Origin of the sequence: Streptomyces sp. NPDC015346 (assembly GCF_043078785.1) — a bacterium.
GTDB lineage: Bacteria > Actinomycetota > Actinomycetes > Streptomycetales > Streptomycetaceae > Streptomyces.
The window spans coordinates 563,485-584,097 of the sequence record NZ_JBIBTW010000002.1 but is presented as its reverse complement, the minus strand read 5'-3'; the positions used below and the strand labels follow the sequence as shown (position 1 = coordinate 584,097).

General features: G+C 72.8%; 12 protein-coding genes. 8 read left to right on the top strand and 4 right to left on the bottom strand.

Annotated features, from left to right (window positions below; all coding sequences use genetic code 11):
• The first annotated feature begins 8 nt into the window (after positions 1-8).
• The 4 genes from ACF06X_RS08590 (at position 9) to ACF06X_RS08575 (ending at position 6,006) form a co-directional block, all read left to right on the top strand.
• Positions 9-2,057, top strand: a complete 2,049-nt coding sequence (locus ACF06X_RS08590) for a prolyl oligopeptidase family serine peptidase (RefSeq protein ID WP_392286467.1) — start codon at positions 9-11, stop codon at positions 2,055-2,057.
• The gene (locus tag ACF06X_RS08585) at positions 2,054-3,052 is read left to right on the top strand and encodes an LD-carboxypeptidase (RefSeq protein ID WP_392286466.1); all 999 of its coding nucleotides are present in this window, start codon (positions 2,054-2,056) and stop codon (positions 3,050-3,052) included. Before ACF06X_RS08590 ends, ACF06X_RS08585 begins: the two co-directional genes overlap by 4 nt.
• Before the next feature lie 212 nt (positions 3,053-3,264).
• A complete protein-coding gene (locus tag ACF06X_RS08580) occupies positions 3,265-5,043 on the top strand; it encodes a CocE/NonD family hydrolase (RefSeq protein ID WP_392286894.1) in 1,779 nt (592 codons plus the stop codon).
• 234 nt (positions 5,044-5,277) lie between these two features.
• Entirely contained in the window at positions 5,278-6,006 is a 729-nt protein-coding gene (locus ACF06X_RS08575) for a GNAT family N-acetyltransferase (protein ID WP_392286465.1), read from the top strand.
• Between the two features lie 103 nt (positions 6,007-6,109).
• On the opposite strand, the gene ACF06X_RS08570 is transcribed toward ACF06X_RS08575, so the two are convergent.
• Positions 6,110-7,216 (bottom strand): adenosine deaminase, encoded by a 1,107-nt coding sequence (locus ACF06X_RS08570; RefSeq protein WP_392286464.1) that lies wholly within the window; start codon positions 7,214-7,216, stop codon positions 6,110-6,112.
• 102 nt (positions 7,217-7,318) lie between these two features.
• The gene (locus ACF06X_RS08565; protein ID WP_392286463.1) at positions 7,319-8,068 is read right to left on the bottom strand and encodes a GntR family transcriptional regulator; all 750 of its coding nucleotides are present in this window, start codon (positions 8,066-8,068) and stop codon (positions 7,319-7,321) included.
• A 181-nt stretch (positions 8,069-8,249) separates the two neighbouring features.
• On the opposite strand from ACF06X_RS08565, the gene ACF06X_RS08560 reads away from it, so the two are divergent.
• Positions 8,250-9,692: an MFS transporter gene (locus ACF06X_RS08560; RefSeq protein ID WP_392286462.1), complete on the top strand. Its 1,443-nt coding sequence runs from the start codon at positions 8,250-8,252 to the stop codon at positions 9,690-9,692.
• 181 nt (positions 9,693-9,873) lie between these two features.
• Positions 9,874-10,779: an arginase family protein gene (locus ACF06X_RS08555; protein WP_392286461.1), complete on the top strand. Its 906-nt coding sequence runs from the start codon at positions 9,874-9,876 to the stop codon at positions 10,777-10,779.
• Between the two features lie 17 nt (positions 10,780-10,796).
• Here ACF06X_RS08555 and ACF06X_RS08550 read toward each other — a convergent pair whose 3' ends face one another.
• The gene (locus ACF06X_RS08550; RefSeq protein ID WP_392286460.1) at positions 10,797-11,144 is read right to left on the bottom strand and encodes a VOC family protein; all 348 of its coding nucleotides are present in this window, start codon (positions 11,142-11,144) and stop codon (positions 10,797-10,799) included.
• A 42-nt stretch (positions 11,145-11,186) separates the two neighbouring features.
• Positions 11,187-12,023, bottom strand: coding sequence for a methyltransferase domain-containing protein (locus tag ACF06X_RS08545; RefSeq protein ID WP_392286459.1), 837 nt, complete (start codon positions 12,021-12,023; stop codon positions 11,187-11,189).
• Positions 12,024-12,294: 271 nt separating this feature from the next.
• Between ACF06X_RS08545 and ACF06X_RS08540 the strand changes: the two genes are divergently transcribed.
• Together ACF06X_RS08540 and ACF06X_RS08535 are read left to right on the top strand one after the other, a co-directional pair.
• Positions 12,295-14,145 (top strand): transketolase, encoded by a 1,851-nt coding sequence (locus ACF06X_RS08540; protein WP_392286458.1) that lies wholly within the window; start codon positions 12,295-12,297, stop codon positions 14,143-14,145.
• Positions 14,146-14,437: 292 nt separating this feature from the next.
• Positions 14,438-20,557: a DNRLRE domain-containing protein gene (locus ACF06X_RS08535; protein WP_392286457.1), complete on the top strand. Its 6,120-nt coding sequence runs from the start codon at positions 14,438-14,440 to the stop codon at positions 20,555-20,557.
• Positions 20,558-20,613: the final 56 nt, after the last annotated feature.

Sequence of the window (20,613 nt, the reverse complement as noted above, 5' to 3'; positions counted from 1 at the left end):
GAGTCGAGATGGTCCCCACGGCCGCCTACGGCACCTGGCCCTCACCCATCGACGCCGCGCTCGCCGCCGCGCGCGACGGGCGCCCCGAGTACGTCGGCGTCGTCGGCGACGAGGTGTGGTGGACCGCCCCGCGCCCCACCGAGGGCGGCCGGCGCGCGCTGGTGCGCCGGCGCGCCGACGGCACCGAGGAGTCGCCGCTCCCCGCCCCCTGGAACGTCCGCAGCCGGGTCGTCGAGTACGGCGGACAGCCTTGGGCCGGTCATGCGCGGGAGACCGGCGGCCCCCTGATCGTCTTCAGCCACTTCCCCGACCAGCGGCTGTACGCCTACGAACCCGACGCCGGCCCGGACGGGCCCGCGTCCGCGCCCCGGCCGCTCACCCCTCTCTCGGCCGTCGGCGGCGGACTGCGCTGGGCCGACCCGGTGATCCACCCCGACCGGGGCGAGGTCTGGTGCGTCCTGGAGGAGTTCACCGGGCCCGCCGCCACGGACGTACGCCGGGTGCTCGCCGCCGTACCCCTGGACGGATCGGCCGCCGAGGACCGCTCCGCCGTACGGCAACTCTCCGACGGGCGGCACCGGTTCGTCACCGGCCCACGGCTCTCCCCGGACGGCCGCCGGGCCGCCTGGATCGGCTGGGACCACCCGCGCATGCCCTGGGACGGTACGGAGGTGCTGGTCGCCGACGTCACGCCCGGCGGCGTCCTCCACGGCGCCCGCCCCGTCGCGGGCGGCCCGCAGGAGTCGGTGCCGCAGGTCGGCTGGACCGCCGAGGGCCAACTGCTGTACGTCAGCGACCGCAGCGGCTGGTGGAACCTCTACCGGTCGGACCTCGACGCCGATGCCGGTGCCGGTGCCGGTGCCGGTACCGGTGGAGGCGACGGTGGCGACCGGGCACCGGTCGCGCTCTGCCCCCGCGCTGAGGAGTTCGGCGGACCGCTGTGGAAGATCGGCCTCAGCTGGTTCCACCCCCTGGAGAACGGCCTGATCGCCGTCATCCACGGCAGGGGAGCCACCGCGCTCGGGATACTCGACCCCGAGAGCGGCGAACTCGTGGACACCGCGGGCCCCTGGACCGAGTGGGCCTCCACCCTCGCCGCCCACGGCACCCGGGTCGTCGGAGTGGCCGCGAGCCCGCGCAGCGCCTACGAGGTCGTGGAGCTGGACACCCGCACCGGCCGGGCCAGGGTCATCGGCTCGGCCCACGACGACCCGGTCGACCCGTCGTACTACCCCGAACCCCAGATCCGTACCTTCACCGGACCCGACGACCGCGAGATCCACGCCCACGTCTACCCGCCGCACAGCCCCGACCGGATCGCGCCCGCCGCGGAGCTGCCGCCCTACGTGGTGTGGGCGCACGGCGGTCCGACCGGGCACGCCCCGCTCGTCCTCGACCTGGAGATCGCCTACTTCACCTCCCGGGGCATCGGGGTGGCCGAGGTCAACTACGGCGGCTCCACCGGCTACGGACGGGAGTACCGCGAGCGGCTCCGCGAGCAGTGGGGCGTGGTCGACGTGGAGGACTGCGCGGCCGTCGCCGAGGCGCTCGCCGCCGAGGGCACCGCCGACCCGGCCCGCCTCGCGATCCGGGGCGGCAGCGCGGGCGGCTGGACGGCCGCCGCCTCCCTCGTCACCACCGACGTCTACGCCTGCGGCACGATCATCTACCCCATCCTCGACCTGCTGGGCTGGGCCACCGACGAGACCCACGACTTCGAGTCCCACTACCTGGAGTCGCTCGTCGGGCCGCTCGCCGACGTGCCCGCCCGCTACCGGGAACGCTCGCCGCTGCACCACGTCGAGCGGATCTCCGCTCCGTTCCTGCTCCTCCAGGGGCTCGACGACGTGATCTGCCCGCCGGCGCAGGCCGAGCGCTTCCTCGCGCGGATGGCGGGCCGGGGAGTCCCGCACGCCTACCTCGCCTTCGAGGGCGAGAGCCACGGCTTCCGGCGCGCCGCGACGATGATCCGCGCACTGGAGGCCGAACTGTCGCTGTACGCACAGGTCTTCGGCATCGAGCGGACCGACGTCCCCGTCCTGGAGCTGAGGAGATGACGGAGTTCCCGGCGCCCCCGGCGGCCTCGACGGCCAAGACGGCCTCGGTCGCGGCCCCCGTGGCCCCCGTGGCTCCGCTCGTGCGGCCGGCCCGGCTGCGCCCCGGCGCCCGGGTCGCCGTCGTCGCGCCCTGCGGCCCCGTTCCCGAGGAACGCCTCGCGGCCGGCCTCGACATCCTGCGCGGCTGGCACCTGGAGCCGGTGGTCGCTCCCCATGTCCTGGACGCCCACCCCGAGTTGGGATACCTGGCCGGCGCCGACCGGGCCCGCGCGCGGGACCTCCAGGACGCCTGGTGCGATCCGTCCGTCGCCGCGGTGATCTGCGCGCGGGGCGGTTACGGAGCCCAGCGGATGGTGGACCTCGTCGACTGGGCGGCGATGCGGGCGGCCGGCCCCAAGGTGTTCGTCGGCTACAGCGACGTGACCGCGCTGCACGAGGCGTTCGCCGTCCGCACGGGCCTCGCCACCCTGCACGGACCGATGGTCGCGGCCGGGACCTTCCTCAAGGACCCCCGCACCCAGGAGTCGCTGCGGGCGACCCTCTTCGAGCCCGAGTCGGTGCGGACCCTCGGCCTCGACACCACACGGACCCTGGTCCCAGGGCGGGCCCACGGCGTCACCCTCGGCGGCTGCGTCAGCCTCCTCGCCGCCGACCTCGCCACCCCGTACGGCCGCCCCTCGGCCCGCGGCGGCCTGCTGCTCCTGGAGGACGTGGGGGAGGAGCCGTACCGCCTGGACCGGATCCTCACCCAACTGCTGCGCTCCGGTTGGCTGGACGGGGTCGCGGGCATCGGCCTCGGGTCGTGGGAGGAGTGCGGCCCCTACGAGGAGGTGCGGGCGGTACTCGCCGACCGGCTGGGCGGGCTCGGTGTCCCGGTCGTGGAGGAGATGGGGTTCGGTCACAGCGCTACGGCGCTGACCGTGCCGCTGGGACTGCCCGGGACGCTGGACGCAGAGTCGGGGACGCTGACGCTCGACGCCCCGGCTCTCCGGTGAGCTGACTGGCCGTCACCGCCGGGCGTCCGACCGGCGGTCACCGCCGCACGCCCTCACGGCCCTCACCCTCTCGCCTTCGACCTCTCGCCTTCACTGAATCTCCGTCAACAAGCGCTATCCGGTGTGTTGACGTGGCTATGACACGTGTCACACCATGGGCGCGGCTCGGTACTTACCAGTCGGTAATCCTCAGTGTGGAGGCCCCCGTGTCCGTGTCCCGCGCCCTGCCCCGATCCCGCAAGGCCCTCGCCCTGGTCGCCGGCACGGCGGTCGCCCTGCCGCTCGCGTTCGCCGCACCGGCGACCGGCGCCGAGGCCGGCTCGTACACCGTCACCCCGCTCAGCTTCACCGTCCAGGCGGGCGACCGGACCTGCACCGTCGACGCCGACCTCTACCGGCCCGCCGGCGTGGACGCCGCCCACCCGGCGCCCGCCGTCCTCGCCACCAACGGCTTCGGCGGCAGCAAGAAGGACGGCTCCACCGACGCCATCGGCAAGGCCTTCGCCGCCCGGGGGTACGTCGGACTCGTCTACTCCGGCCTCGGCTTCGGCGCGTCCGGCTGCCTGATCTCCCTCGACGATCCGCGCATCGACGGACAGGCCGCCACGCGGCTCGTCGACTTCCTGGCCGGCACCCGCGCCGCCGACGACGGCACCCGCGCCGACTTCGTGCTCAAGGACGGCGCGTCCGACCCCCGTGTCGGCATGATCGGCGGCTCCTACGGCGGAGCCGTCCAGCTCGCCACCGCCTCCGTCGATCCCCGGCTCGACGCCCTCGTCCCGCTCATCACCTGGAACGACCTCGCCTACTCCCTCGCCCCCAACAGCGCCGACCGCGCCACCCCCGGCGTCTTCAAGTGGCAGTGGGCCAACGGCTTCTACCTGATCGGCGAGGGCCAGCCGCTGCTCGCGCCCTCCCTCGACCCCTCCCGTATCAACTCGCTGAGCTGCCTGCACTTCGTCACCGACGCCTGCGACACCGTCCGGCTGCTCAACTCCGGCCGCTATCCGGAGGCCGACACGAAGAAGATGCTCGACTTCGCCCGGAGCGTCTCGCCGGTCTCGTACCTCGACCGCGTCAAGGCGCCGACGCTGATCGTCCAGGGCCAGTCCGACAGTCTTTTCAACCTCAACGAGGCGCGGGACACCTACGAGAAGCTCCAGGCGCGGGGCGTCGACACGAAGATGATCTGGCAGTCCTGGGGGCACAGCGGGGGTATCAGCGACCCGGTGGCCGGTGAGCTGAACATGGGGGAGTGGAACCTGGAGACGAGTTACGTCGGGCAGCGCGTCCTCGCCTGGTTCGACCGGTACCTCCGGGACGACCGGTCCGCCGGCACCGGGGCCGAGTTCGCCTACTACCGCGACTGGCAGAGCGGCTACGGCACGGCCGGCCACCTGCCCGCCCTCAGCCAGAAGCTCCACCTCTCCGGCGACGGCAAGCTCGTCGACAACCGTGCCAAGGTCGCCCGGGGCTCGCGCTCGTACAGCAACTGGCTGGTGCCCACCAGCCATTCGGAGTCCTCCCTCGCCGGGCTGATCGGACTGCCCGACCCGCAGCCCTACGACACCCACGGCACCTACCTCGGCTGGACCAGCGCCCCGCTCACCGCGCCCGTCGACGTCGTCGGCGCCCCGAAGGCCACGCTGAAGGTCGTCTCCCCGGCGACCGAACGCGTCCAGGACTCCGGCGACGCCGCCGACAAGCTGGTGCTCTTCGCCAAGGTGTACGACATCGCGCCGGACGGCCGGAAGACCCTGGTCAACCGGCTCGTCGCCCCGGTGCGCGTGCCGGACGCGACCCGGCCCTTCACGGTGGAGCTCCCGGGCATCGTGCACCGCTACGAGACGGGCCACCGGCTGGAGTTCGTGATCGCGGCGAGCGACACGGCGTACGTCGGCAACCGGGGCGTCAAGCCGGTGACCGTCGTCAGCGCCCCCGAGGACACGGGGACGCTGGAGCTGCCGGTCGTCCGGGGCCGGGTGGGCTAGGCAGGGGGTCGGGCGGGTTAGGCGGGGAGGTCGGGCGGGGTCAGGCAGGAGGGCGGGCGGGCGGTCGGCGGGCGGGTTAGGCCAGGGGTGTGGATTCACGCGACCGTCCGCCGTTCTTTACCTTTCCTTTTCCCATTTCGCGGCCGGTGGGACGGAGACTGTGCCTCCGCCTCTCGCACCGTGTGAATCGCCGGTGCGTGGCACATCCCCCCTCCTAGAAAGACCGAAGGCCCCGTGCCGCTTCCCGTTGTGCTCACCGGCCGCACCGTGCGGCTCGAGCCTCTCGCTCCGCACCATGCCGCCGCGATCGCCGCCGCAGGTGCCCAGGACCGTACGACGTACGTGTTCACGCCCGTCCCGCACAGCCCGGAGACGGCACAGGAGTACATCGAACGCGCCCTCGACGAACAGAGCGCGGGCCGGGCGCTCCCCTTCGCCGTGGTGAGCACATCCGACGGGCGGGTCGTCGGCGCGACCCGGTTCCTGCAGCTGGACTACTGGCAGGGGCCGCTGGTCTGGCCCGCCGTGCCGGGTGTGCCCCACGGCGATCCGGCCACGGCGGTGCCGGACGCGGCGGAGATCGGCAACACCTGGCTCGCGCCCGGCGCCCAGGGCACCGGCGTCAACACCGAGGCGAAGCTGCTGATGCTCAGGCACGCCTTCGAGGTGTGGGGGGTGCGGCGGGTCTCGATGCGGGCCGACGCCCGGAACCTGCGCTCGCGGGCCGCGATCGAGCGTCTCGGCGCCACCTGCGACGGCGTGCACCGGGCCCATTCGCGAGGTCTCGACGGGGCCGTGCGGAGCACCGCCTTCTACTCGATCCTCGACGAGGAGTGGCCGGCCGTGCGGGCCGTCATCGAGGCCAGACTCGACCGGCCGGCTCGGCTCGACGGGGCGTCCAGGCTCGACGGCGCGTCCAGGCTCGACGGGGCGGCGCCGCGCGGCCCGCTCGTACCGGCGTAGCGGCGTAGCGGTACCGGTGTAGCGGAGAACCCGACGACCGTAGGCCCCCGCCCCGCCCGGGCGGGGGCCTGCGGTCGTCCCGGCTTGTCCGGCGGATCGGGTCCTAGCGGACCGCGAGCGCCGCGAGGGCCGCGTAGCCCGGGCGGACGACCTCGTCGATCAGCCGCTGCCGCTCCGGGAGCGGCAGGAAGGCCGCGTCGAGCGCGGCGACCGTGAACTCCTCGAAGACCTCCGGGCCGTAACCGAAGGCGTCCACCATGTGCTGGAACTCCTCGCTCATGGTGGTGCCGGAGACCAGCCGGTTGTCCGTGTTGAGGGTGATGCGGAAGCCGAGCCGGCGCAGCTCGTCGATCGGGTGCGAGGCGTAGTCCTTGGCCGCGCCCGTCTGCAGGTTCGAGGTCGGGCAGACCTCCAGCGCGATCCGGTTGTCGCGGACGTACGAGGCGAGCCGGCCCAGCGTGCCGTCCTCGGCGATGTCGTCCGTGATCCGCACCCCGTGGCCGATCCGCTCGGCGCCGCAGACCTGGACGGCCTCGTGGATCGACTCCGCGCCGACGGCCTCGCCGGCGTGGATGGTGAAGTGGCAGTTGTGCTGCTTGAGGTGCTGGAAGGCGGGGAGGTGGCGGGCCGGCGGGTTGCCGATCTCGCCGCCGGCGATGTCGAAGCCCGCCACGCCCCGGTCCCGGTGCGCGACGGTGAGCCGCGCGATCTCCAGGGAACGGTCGGTGTGGCGCATGCCGGTGAGCAGCGCGCGGACGGTGATCCGGCCGCCGGTGCGGCGCTCGCCCTCGCGGAAGCCGTCGTTCACCGCCTCGACCACCTCGTCGAGGGTCAGCCCGCCCTCCAGGTGCTGCTCGGGGGCGTAGCGGATCTCGGCGTAGACGACCCCGTCCGCCGCCAGGTCCTCGGCGCACTCGGCCGCGATCCGGTGCAGCGCCTCGCGGGTCTGCATCACCGCGCACGTGTGGGCGAAGGTCTCCAGGTACCGCTCCAGCGAACCGGAGTCGGCGGCGTCCCGGAACCAGGCCGCGAGCTCGGCGGGGTCCTCGGTCGGCAGGGCGGTGTAGCCGCAGGCGCGCGCCAGCTCGACGATCGTCGCGGGGCGCAGCCCGCCGTCGAGGTGGTCGTGGAGAACGGCCTTCGGGGCCCGACGGATCCAGTCGGAGACGGTGGGAGCGGCAGAGGCGGCGGGGTTGTCAGACAAGTGCATGGCGCGGAAGTGTACGCCAAGGCGGGCCGCGGCCGCTGTGACGGTGGCGACAGGGTGCTGGGCGGATGCGTTGGATCGGTCGGATCAGTTGGATCTGTTGGATCAGTTGGACTGAAGCACGGGGAGCGCCGGCGCGCCCGTCGGCAGCATGTGCTTGGCCGCCATCACCGGGGTCTCGCCGACCCGTACGACCTGGGTGATCAGGACCGCCGGGGTGTCGGCCGGGCGGCCGAGCTGCTCGCCGCGGCGCTGGCCGACCAGGGTCGCCGTCACACTGCTGTGCGCCCCCAGCGGCACCCCGCGCGAGGCGCCGGCGAGCACCGCCAGCATGGAGGTGCGCTCGGCCGCCTCCACCGTGCGCAGCGCCCGGGCGAAGTCGGGGTGCGCCCGCTCCAGTACGTCGTCGGCGGCCGCCCACTCCTGGCTCAGCGCCGCCGCCGTACCCTCTCCGGCCAGCAACGACTCCCAGAAGCGCAGCTCCGCCCTGGCCGGTGCGAGCAGGTGCTGGGTGGTGAAGTCGGTGGGCTCCTCGACCGCCCGCAGGAGGGCCCGTACGCGCAGCGGCGTGCCGGTCCCGATCAGCTCCTCCAGCGGCTGGATGTGCTCGAAACCGCGCCGTGGCGGGTGGTCGTTGACGGTCCGGCCGACCCCGCGCCGTACCGAGAGCAGCCCGTCCTCCTGGAGGAGCAGCAGGGCCTCGCGCAGGGCGGGGCGGCTCACGCCCAGCTCGCCGGCGAGCTTCGGCTCGGAGGGGAGGGTCGAGCCGGGGGGATAGGTGCCGTCGTGGATGGCGTCCGCGATCCGCTCGTAGAGCACCACGACCGGTCGCCGCTGCTGTCCGCTGACTGCCACTACCCCTCCTCCGCCTCACTTGTCGGCAGGTCAAAGCGTATCCGGATTCACAGGGCCAAGGGTCTTGACGTTTTACGCGCGTAGAGTCCAGCCTGTCGGGGCGCTACTTGTCAGACAAGTTTCGACGGGTGTGGCGGGTGGCGTGCCCAACGAACGTGACATCCAAGGCAAAGGGGCCGATATGTCAGCCAAATCCGACCTCACGGGCCGCGGGCCCATGCTCATGGCGATGGTCCTCGCCGTCCTCGGCTACCAGATCAACGCCACGATGCTCAGCCCCGCACTGCCGGATGTCATCGAACGCCTGGGCACCACCACGGCCGCCGCCGGTCTCTCCCAGACGCTGTTCTTCCTGATGGCGGCCATCGGTCAGGTGACGCTCGCCCGTCTGAGCGACCAGCGCGGCCGCAAGCCGATGATGATCGTCTGTGCTCTGGTGCTGATCGTCGGAAACCTGCTCTGCGTCTTCGCGCCGAACATCGAGGTCTTCATCGCCGGCCGTGTTCTCCAGGGCATCTCGGCCGCGATGTTCACGCTCGCCTTCCTCACCCTCAACCAGCTGCTGACGCCGGCCGCCTTCGGCAAGGCCGCGGGCATCATCACCGCCGTCAACGGCGGCCTCGCGGGTGTCGACGCCATCGCCGGCGGCCAGATCGCCGACACGATCGGCTTCCGCGGCATCTTCGTCTGCTCCACCCTGATCGCCGTCGCGGGTCTGCTCGGCGTGCGGAAGTACGTCCCCGACGTCCCGGCCACCGCCACCGACGGCCGCTTCGACTCCCGCGGCATCGCGGCCCTCGCGCTCGGCCTCACCGGTATCCTCGTCGGCCTCGCCCAGGGCGGCGCCTGGGGCTGGACCTCCGTCCTCACCCTCGGCTTCCTCCTCGGCGGCCTGGCCTCGCTCGTCTTCTTCGTCGTCTCGCAGAAGAGCGCCGCCAACCCGGTCATCGACATCGACGTCCTGGCCTCGCGCCGCGCCTGGCCCCTGCTCCTGACGACGATCTGCACCCTGGGCGGCGCCTTCGGCGCCATCGCGCTGACGATCCCGCTCTTCTCGCAGGACACCCGCGTCGGCCTCGGCCTCTCCGCCGTCACCGCGGCCGTCCTCTTCCTCACCCCGATCCAGCTCATCGGCGTGGTCTCCGCGCCGCTGACCGGACGGCTCGGCCCGAAGGTCGGCTGGCGCACGGTCGTCGTCACCGGCGCGGTCGCCAACTTCGCGATCTTCCTCTTCGCCACCTTCTTCCTGCACCAGGAGTGGATCCTGGTCGCGGCGCTGGCCGCGCTCGGCGTCACGTACGGCGGCTTCATGCTCACCGGCCTCAACGGCCTCGCCGTCACCACCGCCCCGAAGGACAAGCCGGGCTCGCTCTCCGGGCTCAACGGCGCCTGCTTCGGCATCGGTGCCTCGCTCGGCATCGCCCTGGCCTCCGCGATGATCACGGCGGGCAGCGACGCGGGCGGGGTGACCGAGGCCGGTTACCAGCACGCGATGTACGCGGCGCTCGCCCTGCTCGGCATCGGCGTCGTGACCGCCCTGCTGATCCAGCGCCCCGACCCGGCCGACCCCGAGGCCGCCGAGGCCTCGGAGGACGAGCCGCGGCTGGTCGTCGCCCACCACTGACCGGACCGCCCAGGAAACCCTGCGGCCGGCCGCCGACCGGGCCCGTCGGGTGACGCCCGCACCCTCACCCGTACGGCCCTTCCACCGCCCCCGTGGGACCGGATCCCTCCATCCCGGTCCCACGGGGGCGATCCGCGTCCGCCCATTGAAGATCCACACCACCGGGGCGACGATGATCCGCATGCGGAACATCGTGGTCGTCGACGCCCCCTCCAACCTCGGGCTGCGCCCGCCCGCCCCCGGCACCGTCCCCGGCTGCTACAAGCTCGCCGGCGCCCTGCGCGAGAACCGGATCGTGCGGCGGCTCGGCGCGCGGGAGGGCGGTGTCGTCGTCCCGCCCCGTTACGACCTGGGCGACTGGCGAGAGGGCGACGGCGTCTTCAACGCGGCGGCCCTCGCCACCTACACCCGCACCCTCGCCGACCGGATCGAGCGGCACGTACGGGCCGGGGACTTCCCCCTCGTCCTCGGCGGCGACTGCTCCATCCAGCTCGGCGCCTCCCTCGCCCTGCGCCGCATCGGCCGCTACGGCCTCGCCGCCGTCGACGCCTCCCCGGACTTCCGCCACCCCGGCAACTCCGACCGCGTCGGCGCCGCCGGAGGCGAGGAACTCGCCCTGGCCACCGGCCGCGGCCAGGAGGACCTCACCGACCTGGAGGGACGGCGCCCCTACCTCCGGGAGGAGGACATCCGCCTCTTCGGGATCCGCGACGCCTTCCACGACGACCCCGAAGTCGTCGAGCTGCGCGCCCTGAAGGTCCCCACCGTCACCGTCTCCGAACTCCGCGCGGGCGGACCGGCCGAGACCGCCGCCGCCACCCTCGCCGGCCTCGAAAGCCCCGCTCTCGACGGCTTCTGGGTCCACCTCGACGCCGACGTCCTCGACCCCACCGTCATGCCCGCCGTCGACAGCCCCGACCCCGACGGACTGCTGCCCGACGAACTGACCGCCCTGCTGAGGCCGTTGGTGACCTCCGAGCGCTGCGTCGGACTCAACATCACCATCTACGACCCCGATCTCGACCCGGCGGGCACCGCGGGCGCCCTGCTCACGGACCTCGTCGTGGCGGCCTTCGCCCCACTGTGACGGCGAGTGGGCCGCGGTCAGGAGCGGAGGTCGACGTATTCGAAGACGGAACCGTCCGGGTGGACCGCGATCAGGTTGCGGCCCGCCGGAGTCGGCACCGGGCCGGCCAGGATCTTCGCGCCCGCCTCGGTCAGCGCCGTGAAGGCCGCGTCCACATCCTGGACGGAGATGGTCGCGGCGACCTTGCGCAGGACCTCCAGCTCCGCCTCCGGGCCGCTCATCAGCAGAAAGCAGCCGACGGCCGCGACCGCCACCCCGCCGCGCTCGAAACGCTGGGCGCGGACGCCGGTGAGCCGCTCGTAGAAGTCCACCGCCGCATCGAGATCGTCGACGCAGACACGCAGTGTGGTCCCGAGAATCTCCATACGGACGAGCCTAGTTGAAGCGGTGCCCGCGGGTCCTGGGCGTCAGGAGACCCGGCACAGGATCTCGCCGTGCGGGACCATGAACCAGGCGTCCTCGTGCCGGCCCCACTCCCGCCACGCCGCGGCGACCGCCGCCAGCTTCTCCGGCCCGGCGTGCCCGCCGTCCACGGCCAGCCGCGCGTACACGGACTCCGTCGTACGGTCCGCCCACAGTCCGCTCCACCACGCCCGCTCCTCCGCCGTGGCGAAGCACCAGGTGGCGGCGGTCGTCGTGATGTCCGTGAAGCCCGCCCGCCGGGCCCAGGAGAACAGCCGCCGTCCGGCGTCCGGCTCGCCGCCGTTTGCCCGCGCGACCCGCTGGTACAGCTCCTGCCAGGCGGTCAGGGCCTGCGACTCCGGGTACCAGGTGAAGGCGCCGTAGTCGCTGTCGCGGGCGGCGACCACGCCGCCGGGACGGCATACCCGCCTCATCTCGCTCAGCGCCCGCACCGGATCGCCCACGTGCTGCAGCACCTGGTGCGCGTGGACGACGTCGAAGGAGTCGTCCGGGAAGTCCAGGGCGTGGACGTCGGCGACCGCGAACTCCACGTTCTCCACGCCCCGTTCGGCGGCCACCGCGCGCGCCTTGGCCAGGACGTCCTCCGCCGCGTCCACCGCGGTCACCCGGCCGGGCGCGACCAGTGCGGCCAGATCGGCGGTGATGGTGCCCGGCCCGCACCCCACGTCCAGGACGTCCAGGCCCGGACGCAGCTCCGGGACCAGATAGGCCGCCGAGTTGGCGGCGGTGCGCCAGCTGTGCGAGCGCAGCACGGACTCGTGGTGCCCGTGGGTGTAGACGGCGGTCTCCCGGGTCGTGGACGGCTCGGAGGCATGGGTCATGACCGGACTCCCTCGTGTGGGTGGGTACGGTCACGGTACGCGCCTGGGCCGCATCGTGAGACCCGAATCTCGTCATGTGGACCACTGTGGACGACTCGACAGCCGCCGCGATTGCCGGGCATACGGCCCGGAGGCCCGGGTACCCGCCGGAAGACCCGCACCGGGTGTCACCGGACGTCATCGGATGTCATCGGAACGGCCGACACCGGATGTCTCGCCCGGTCGTCATGTACCGCCCGGCCCTCGCGACGGCCCGTGGAGGAAGACCCTGATGCGCTACGAAACGATGTCCTCGCTCGCCCAGCAGCTCCGCGTCGACGCCGTACGCGCCGCGGACGCGGCCGGCTCCGGCCACCCGACCTCCTCCATGTCCGCCGCCGAGATCGGGGCCGTGCTCCTCGCCCGGCATCTGCGCTACGACTTCGACCGCCCCGACCATCCGGGCAACGACCACTTCGTGCTCTCCAAGGGCCACGCCTCGCCCCTGCTGTACGCCATGTACCGGGCGGCGGGGGTCGTCGGCGACGACGAGCTGCTCACCTTCCGCCGCAAGGGCAGCCTCCTGGAAGGCCATCCGACCCCCCGGCTGCCCTGGGTCGACGTCGCCACCGGCTCGCTCGGCCAGGGCCTGCCCGTCGGTGTCGGCATGGCGCTGGCGGGGAAGTTCCTCGACCACGTCCCGTACCAGGTGTGGGTCCTGTGCGGGGACAGCGAGATGGCCGAGGGGTCCGTCTGGGAGGCCGTCGAGCACGCCGCGTACTGCCGCCTTGACAATCTCACCCTGATCGTCGACGTCAACCGGCTCGGCCAGCGCGGCCCCACCCGCCACCAGCACGACCTGGGCGCCTACGCGGCCCGCCTGGAGGCCTTCGGCTGGCACACCGTCCAGATCGACGGCCACGACGTCGAGGCCGTCGACGCGGCGCTGCGGGAGGCCCGCGCGACCGTCCGGCGGCCCACCGCCGTCCTCGCCGCCACACGTAAGGGCCGGGGCGTGGCGGCCGTCGAGAACCGCGAGGGCATGCACGGAAAGCCCCTGCCGGACGCCGCGGCCGCCATCGCCGAGCTGGGCGGCTACAGCGACCTGCGGGTCCAGGTCACCGACCCGCCCGCGGCCCTGCCCCCGCGGCTCGACAGGGGCGGCGCGCCGACGCTCCCGCGCTACGACAAGGGCGACGAGGTCGCCACCCGGGACGCGTACGGGCACGCGCTGGCCGCCCTCGGGGACGTGCGCGGGGACGTCGTCGGGCTCGACGGCGAGGTCGGCGACTCCACCCGTACCGAGTACTTCGCGAAGGCTCGCCCCGAGCGCTACTTCGAGTGCTGGATCGCCGAACAGCAGCTCGTCGGCGCGGCCGTCGGACTCCAGGCGCGCGGCTACGTCCCGTACGCCGCGACGTTCGCGGCCTTCCTGACCCGCGCCTACGACTTCGTCCGGATGGCGGCCGTCAGCCGGGCGGGGATCAACCTGGTCGGTTCGCACGCCGGCGTCTCCATCGGGCAGGACGGACCCAGTCAGATGGGTCTGGAGGATCTGGCGATGATGCGGGCCGTGCACGGATCGACCGTTCTCTACCCCTGCGACGCCAACCAGACGGCGAAGCTGGTGGCGGCCATGGCCGATCTGGACGGCGTCCGCTACCTGCGCACGACCCGCGGCAAGACCCCGGTCGTGTACGGGCCCGAGGAGGAGTTCCCGGTCGGCGGCAGCAAGGTGCTCCGCAGCCACGGCGAGGACGACCGGGCGACCGTCGTCGCGGCCGGGGTGACCGTCCACGAGGCGCTCCGCGCCGCCGACCGGCTGGCCGAGGCGGGCATCCCGGTCCGGGTGATCGACCTCTACTCGGTCAAGCCGGTGGACCGCGCCACCCTCGACCAGGCCGCCGGGACGACCGGCTGCGTCCTGACGGTCGAGGACCACCGCTCCGAGGGCGGCCTCGGCGACGCGGTCGCCGAGGCGTACGCCGACGGCCACGGCAACACGCCCCGCCTGGCCCGCCTCGCCGTGCGCTCGATGCCGGCCTCGGCGACACCGGAGGAGCAGCTCCACGAGGCGGGCATCGACGCGGACGCGATCGTCTCGGCCGTCGAGCTCCTGGTCGAGCGCGTCCTGGTCCGCTGATCCTCCGTAACCCTGATCCGCCGTAACACCGCCGCGGGGCGCCCGCGCGTGGATGCCGATCGGGCACTTCCCGGACAAAGCGCGTGTCCTTCCCGACCGCGGATCCCGGTAGCTCAAGAGAACCTCTGATTCCTATGGAGGTTTCCCAGCAGGGCTCAACAGTCCGTCCCCGACCCGGAATTGTGTCTGCCGCACCCCAGGTGTGACATGCCACAGACAAGGTTTGGGAGGGATTGTGCCCAAGAGGCCCCAGTGGTCCAGTACGCGCAGATCGACCCGTCGACGACTGCGCATGATCGCCGGTGCGGTAGCCGCCGTGCTGGCCGCCGAGACGGCCGTGGTCGTCGCCACCACCGGCCAGGCCGTCGCCCTCGGCTCGGAGCGGACCGATGCGCGGACCGCCGCCGTGGAAGCCGCGCCCAAGGGACCCGCCGTCGCCGAGGACGAGGCGTCCGCCCGGCTCATGGCGCGGCTGCAGAAGCGCAGGATCGAGGTCCTGTCGGCGCGCACCGAGACCTCGGCCACCTATGTCCTGCCCGACGGACAGATGCAGACCTCCGTCTACGCGGCGCCGGTCCGGGTCAAGAAGGACGGCGCCTGGCAGGACATCAACACCACGCTCGCCGACGCGGGCGCCGACCTGCGGCCCGTGACCGCGACGGCGGACATCACCGTCTCGGACGGCGGCGACACGAAGCTCGCCTCCGTCGCGCGCAGCGGGCGCGCCTTCGCCATGGGCTGGGAGAAGAACCTGCCCGCGCCGAAGCTGAAGGGGGACACCGCGGCGTACGACCTCGGCGGCGGCGAGACGCTGACCGTCACCGCGCTGCCCCAGGGCTTCTCGCAGAACGTCCACCTGGCCAAGGCGCCCACGGAGCCGGTCAGTTACCGCATACCCGTCGAGGTCAAGGGCCTGAAGCTGTCCCAGGCGCCCAGCGGGCGGCTGCTGCTCAAGGACTCCGCGGGCAAGCTGGTCGCCGAAGCGCCCGCGCCGATGATGTGGGACTCCTCCAAGGACCCGCGCTCGGGCGAGTCCAAGCACCTGGCCAAGGTCCCGGTGAAGATCGAGACGGCGAAGGACGGGAAGCAGACCCTCGTCCTCACGCCGGACCCGAAATACTTCACCAAGGACCTGACCTACCCGGTCACGGTCGACCCGACCTCGACCCTGGCGGCCTCCACCGACACCTGGGTGGCCACCAACTACCCCGACTCGCAGGTCTCCTCGGCCGAGCTGAAGTCCGGCACGTACGACGGCGGCACCACCAAGGCCCGCGCGTACCTGAAGTTCGACGTGTCGGCCTTCAAGGGCAAGCGGATCAACGACACCAACCTGGGCCTCTACTCGTACTACTCGTCGACCTGCTCGACCACCGGCTCCGGCACCCAGGTGCGGCGCATCACCGGTGACTGGAACTCCTCCACGATCACCTGGGGCGCGCAGCCCGCGACCACCGACACCGGTGCGATCACCAACACCGCCGCCAAGGGCTACAACTCCACCTGCCCGGCCGGCACCGTCGACTTCGACATCGACGCCATCGTGCAGGCGTGGGCCGACGGCCAGCCCAACTACGGTCTGCAGGTACGGGGCGTCACCGAGACCGACTCGACGACCTGGCGGCGCTACCGCTCGGCGAACTACGTCAGCGGCGACCACGCCCAGGAACCGCACCTGACGGTCACCTACGACTCCTACCCCGGTTCGCCGACCGCCTCCGCGATCTCGCCGTCCACCGTCAACGCGTACAACGGCATCCGGTACGTGACCTCGGTGACCCCGACGATGTCCGCGAAGGTCACCGACCCCGACGGTGCCACCGTCCGGGCCCAGTTCGAGATCACCCCCGACCCGGCGTACAACGAGACCACGTACACCTACACGGGCACCAGCGCCGCCGTGGCCTCCGGGTCGACCGCGACGCTGACCGTCCCCTCGGCCAACGCGCTGCCGTCGGGGCCGAAGCTGCGCTACCGCGTGCGCGGTTACGACGGAACGTTCTACGGCCCGTGGAGCGCGTACATGCCGTTCGGCGTGAACACCGCCAAGCCGGCCGCGCCCACGATCAGCTGTGAGACGTACGCCAAGGACACCTGGACCGCCCGTGCGAGCGGCGCGGTGACCTGCACCCTGGACACCTCGTCCACGGACGGCCAGGGCTTCCTGTGGGGCCTGGACGACGCCAACCTGCCCAACCGCGTGGACGACACCGTCAACGGCACCGGCGGTGACGCGCTGACCATCTCCGTCAACCCGGAGGACGGCTGGCACACCCTGCGCGCCAAGACGATCGACTCCGGCGGCAACCTCTCCACCACCGTCACCAGCTACGCCTTCGGGGTGGGCGCCGACGGCGCGGCCGTCATCTCCCCCTCCGACGGTGACGACACGGCCCGCCGCGTCTCCCTGCAGGCCAAGGGCAAGGCCGAGTACACCGGCGTGACCTACGAGTACCGCCGCGGCGAGACCGACGCCTGGAAGATCGTGCCGACCGCCCAGGTCACCACGGCCACCGGCGGGGCCGTCAGCTGGCCCGCCCCGGTCACCTCCGGCACCGCCCCTCCGCTCGTGTGGGACGCGGCCACCTCGCTGGCCGAGGACGGCGTGCTCGAACTGCGGGCCGTCTTCGACGCCGGCTCGACCGCGAAGTACAACTCCCAGGTCGTCGAGGTCACCCTGGACCGCCAGGCGGGCAACGCGCCGAGCCTCGAGGTGGGCCCCGGCACGGTCAACGCCCAGACCGGCGACTTCACCTACAGCGACACCGACGCGGAGGTCTTCGGCCTCTCCGCCGAGCGTTCGCACTCCTCCCGCCGTCCGGTGGCCCAGGAGGTCCAGGAGGGCCAGGCCGCCATCTTCGGCCCCAACTGGTCCTCCGGCGTGGGCGCGGAGGACGCGGGCACCGACTGGACGGTGCTGCGCAAGACCTCGGCCACCTCGGTCGAGATCCTCGACTCCACCGGTGTCGCCACCGCCTTCACCGCCACCAGCGGCGGCGGCTGGAAGGCCGAGTCGGGCTCCGAGGACCTGACCCTGACCGGCTCGCTGACCACCTCGTTCACCCTGAAGGACACCAGCGGCACGGTGAGCGTCTTCCGCAAGGTCGACGCGGCGGCGACGTCCTGGACGCTGGCCACCACGGCCCTGTCGGTCGACGACTCCACGACCACCGTCGTCTCCGAGAAGGTGACCGTCGGCGGCGCCGTGCAGTCCCGGCCGAAGTACCTGATCGGCGCCTCCCCGGCGGTCGACGCGGCCACCTGCCAGGCCACCCCGGCCACCAACGGCTGCCGCGTCCTGGAGTACGTGTACGCGTCGTCCACCACGGCGACGGCGACCGCGTTCGGCGCCTACGCCGGACAGGTCGCGCAGCTCAAGCTCTGGGCCACCAGCCCGGGCGCGAGCGCGGCCACGGCCGAGACGGTCGCGCAGTACGCGTACGACGCCTCCGGGCGGCTGCGCGAGGTGTGGGACCCGCGGATCAGCCCGGCGCTGAAGACCGCGTACGCCTACGACAGCGCCGGCCGGCTCACCACGCTCACCGAGCCGGGCGAGCTGCCCTGGACCCTGACGTACGGCAAGGCGGGCACCGCGGTCACGGCCGGCGAGGGCATGCTCCTCTCCGCGTCGCGGCCCACCCTGAAGCAGGGCAGCGCCACCGAGACCGACGGCGGCAAGGCGGTCACCACGATCGTCTACCAGGTGCCGGTCTCCGGCTCCAACGCCCCGTACCAGATGAACGCGGCCGCGGTCGCCGTCTGGGGCCAGAGCGACGCCCCGGTCGAGGCCACCGCCGTCTTCCCGGCGGACCAGGTCCCCGCCTCCAACGTCGGCACCTCGCTGACCGCGGACGCGTACAAGCGGGCGACGATCGTGTACGCCGACGCGTCGGGCCGTGAGGTCAACACGGCGCAGCCGGGCGGCCACATCGACTCCGTCGACTACAACCAGTTCGGCTCCGAGGAGCGCTCCCTGACCCCGGGCAACCGGGCACTCGCGCTCGGCGCCACCGACGCCGCCAAGGCGGAGCTCACCCGGCTCGGCATCATCGACGCGACCGTCGCCGAGCGCGCCGAGCAGCTCTCCACCCGCACCGTCTACAGCGCGGACGGCAAGCGCGAGACCGAGGAGTTCGGCCCGCTGCACCTGGTGACCCTGGAGCGCGCCCTGTCCGGGGGCACCGCCGAGGGCACGCTGCCCGCCGGCACCGAGGTCCCGGCCCGTACCCACACCGTCAACACCTACGACGAGGGCCGCCCCGCCGACGCGGCGGTCCAGGACCTGGTGACCACCTCGGTCACCGGTGCCGCCGTGCAGGGCTACGCCACCGACGCCGACCGCCGCACCACGGCGACCGGCTACGACTGGACCTCCGGCCGGCCGACGCGCAGCGTCGTCGACCCGGGCGGCCTCGCCATCACCACCACCACGGCGTACGACGCCGCGGGCCGCAAGATCCGGGAGACCTCCGGACGTTCCAACGGCACCGACGCGCTGACCACCCTGACCGAGTACTGGTCGGCGACCGGCACCGGCGCCTGCGCGGGCAAGCCCGCCTGGGCCGGCCTGGTGTGCCGCACCCGTCCGGCCGCGACGGTCACCGGCGGCGGCTCCCACCCGGCCGAACTGGTCACCAAGACCTACGGCTACGACCGCTGGGGCAACGTCTCCACGTCCACCGAGACCGCCAACGGCGCCACCCGCACCACCACGGTCACCACCGACGCGGCGGGCCGCCAGATCAAGTCCACCGTCACCGGCGGCGTCGGCACCGCGGTGCCCGAGGCCACGACGGTCTACCACCAGCAGACCGGCGAGGTCGCCTCGCAGACCGCCGCCGGTGCCACCGTGGCGTACGGCTATGACGCGCTCGGCCGCCGGATCAGCACCACCGACGGCAGCGGCAACACCGTCACCACGGCGTACGACGCCCTGGACCGGCCGGTCCAGGTCACCGACTCGGCCCCGTCGACCACCACGTACGCCTACGACGCGGCCGTCGAGCCGCGTGGTCTGGCCACCAAGGTGACCGACTCGGTCGCCGGCACCTTCGCCGGCACCTACGACGCGGACGGCGAGCTCGCCACCGAGTCCCTGCCCGGCGCGGTCACCCTGACCGTGGACCGGGACCCGGCGGGCAACACCACCGCCCGCACCTACACGGCCGCCGACGGCACGGCCCTGCTGTCCGACACCACCGGGCACACCGCGCACGCGCAGCAGGCCGGGCACCACCAGTCCGACGGCACCTCCACCTCCACCGCGTACACCTACGACGCGGCGGGACGGCTGGTCACCGCCAAGGACACCGCGGACGCCCTGTGCACCCGCAGGTCCTACGCGTTCGACGCCAACAGCAACCGCACCGGCCTGACCACGGCCGACTGCTCCGAGGGAGGAACCGCCTCCACCAGCACCTCGCACACCTACGACAGCGCCGACCGGATCGTCGACAGCGGCTACGCCTACGACGCCTTCGGCCGCACCACCGCCACGCCGGCCGGTGCCCAGCTGACGTACTACGTCAACGACCTCGTCCACAGCGAGACCGTCGGCGACCGCCGCCAGACCTGGAACCTCGACGCCACCGGCCGCCTGGCCGCGTGGACCGTGGAGGCCAAGGGGACGGACGGCACCTGGACGAGGACCGAGGCCAAGACGCACCACTACGGCACCGGGGACAACCCGACCTGGACCGTGGAGGACGCCCAGGGCACCCTCACCCGCTATGTCAACGGGCTCAGCGGCCGGCTGACCGCGACGACCGACAAGACCGGCGGGCTCGTCCTGCAGCTGCTCAACCTGCACGGCGACGTCTCGGTGCAGCTCCCGGCGGACACCACCCAGGCGCCCGTCGTGCTGCGCACCGACGAGTACGGCAACCGGACCGAGGGCACGACCGCCGCGCGGTACGGCTGGGTCGGCGGCCACCAGCGCTCCTCGGAGACGCTGAGCGGCTCCACGCTGATGGGCGTCCGTCTCTACTCGCCGGCCACCGGCCGCTTCCTGCAGACCGACCCGGTCCCGGGCGGTTCGCTGAGCACGTACGCCTACCCGGGCGACCCGGTCAACTCGCAGGACCTGGACGGCCAGCGCTGGAAGAAGAAGAAGGTCTGGCACGTCAAGAAGAAGAAGGCCAAGAAGCTGGCCCGCGCCATCAAGGCGGGCGCGCGCCTCGCGTCGGCCTTCGGCCGGATCGGCCTGACCATGCCGGCCTTCTGGGCCAAGATCGCGGGGTTGGCGCTGGAAGCCATCGGTGGCGCGATGCGGTGGTTCGCCACCGAGATCCAGCTCAAGAACGCGATGCCCAAGAGCAAGGGCGTCAAGATCACGGTCGGGATATGGCAGAAGAGCGGGTTCTGGTCCTGGGTGATGTACCCGAGGATCAAGGTGAACCGCTGGAAGAAGTAACGGGCTGAAGAAGTAACGGGTTGTGGGGAGGGGGTCGGCACCACCGGCCCCCTCCC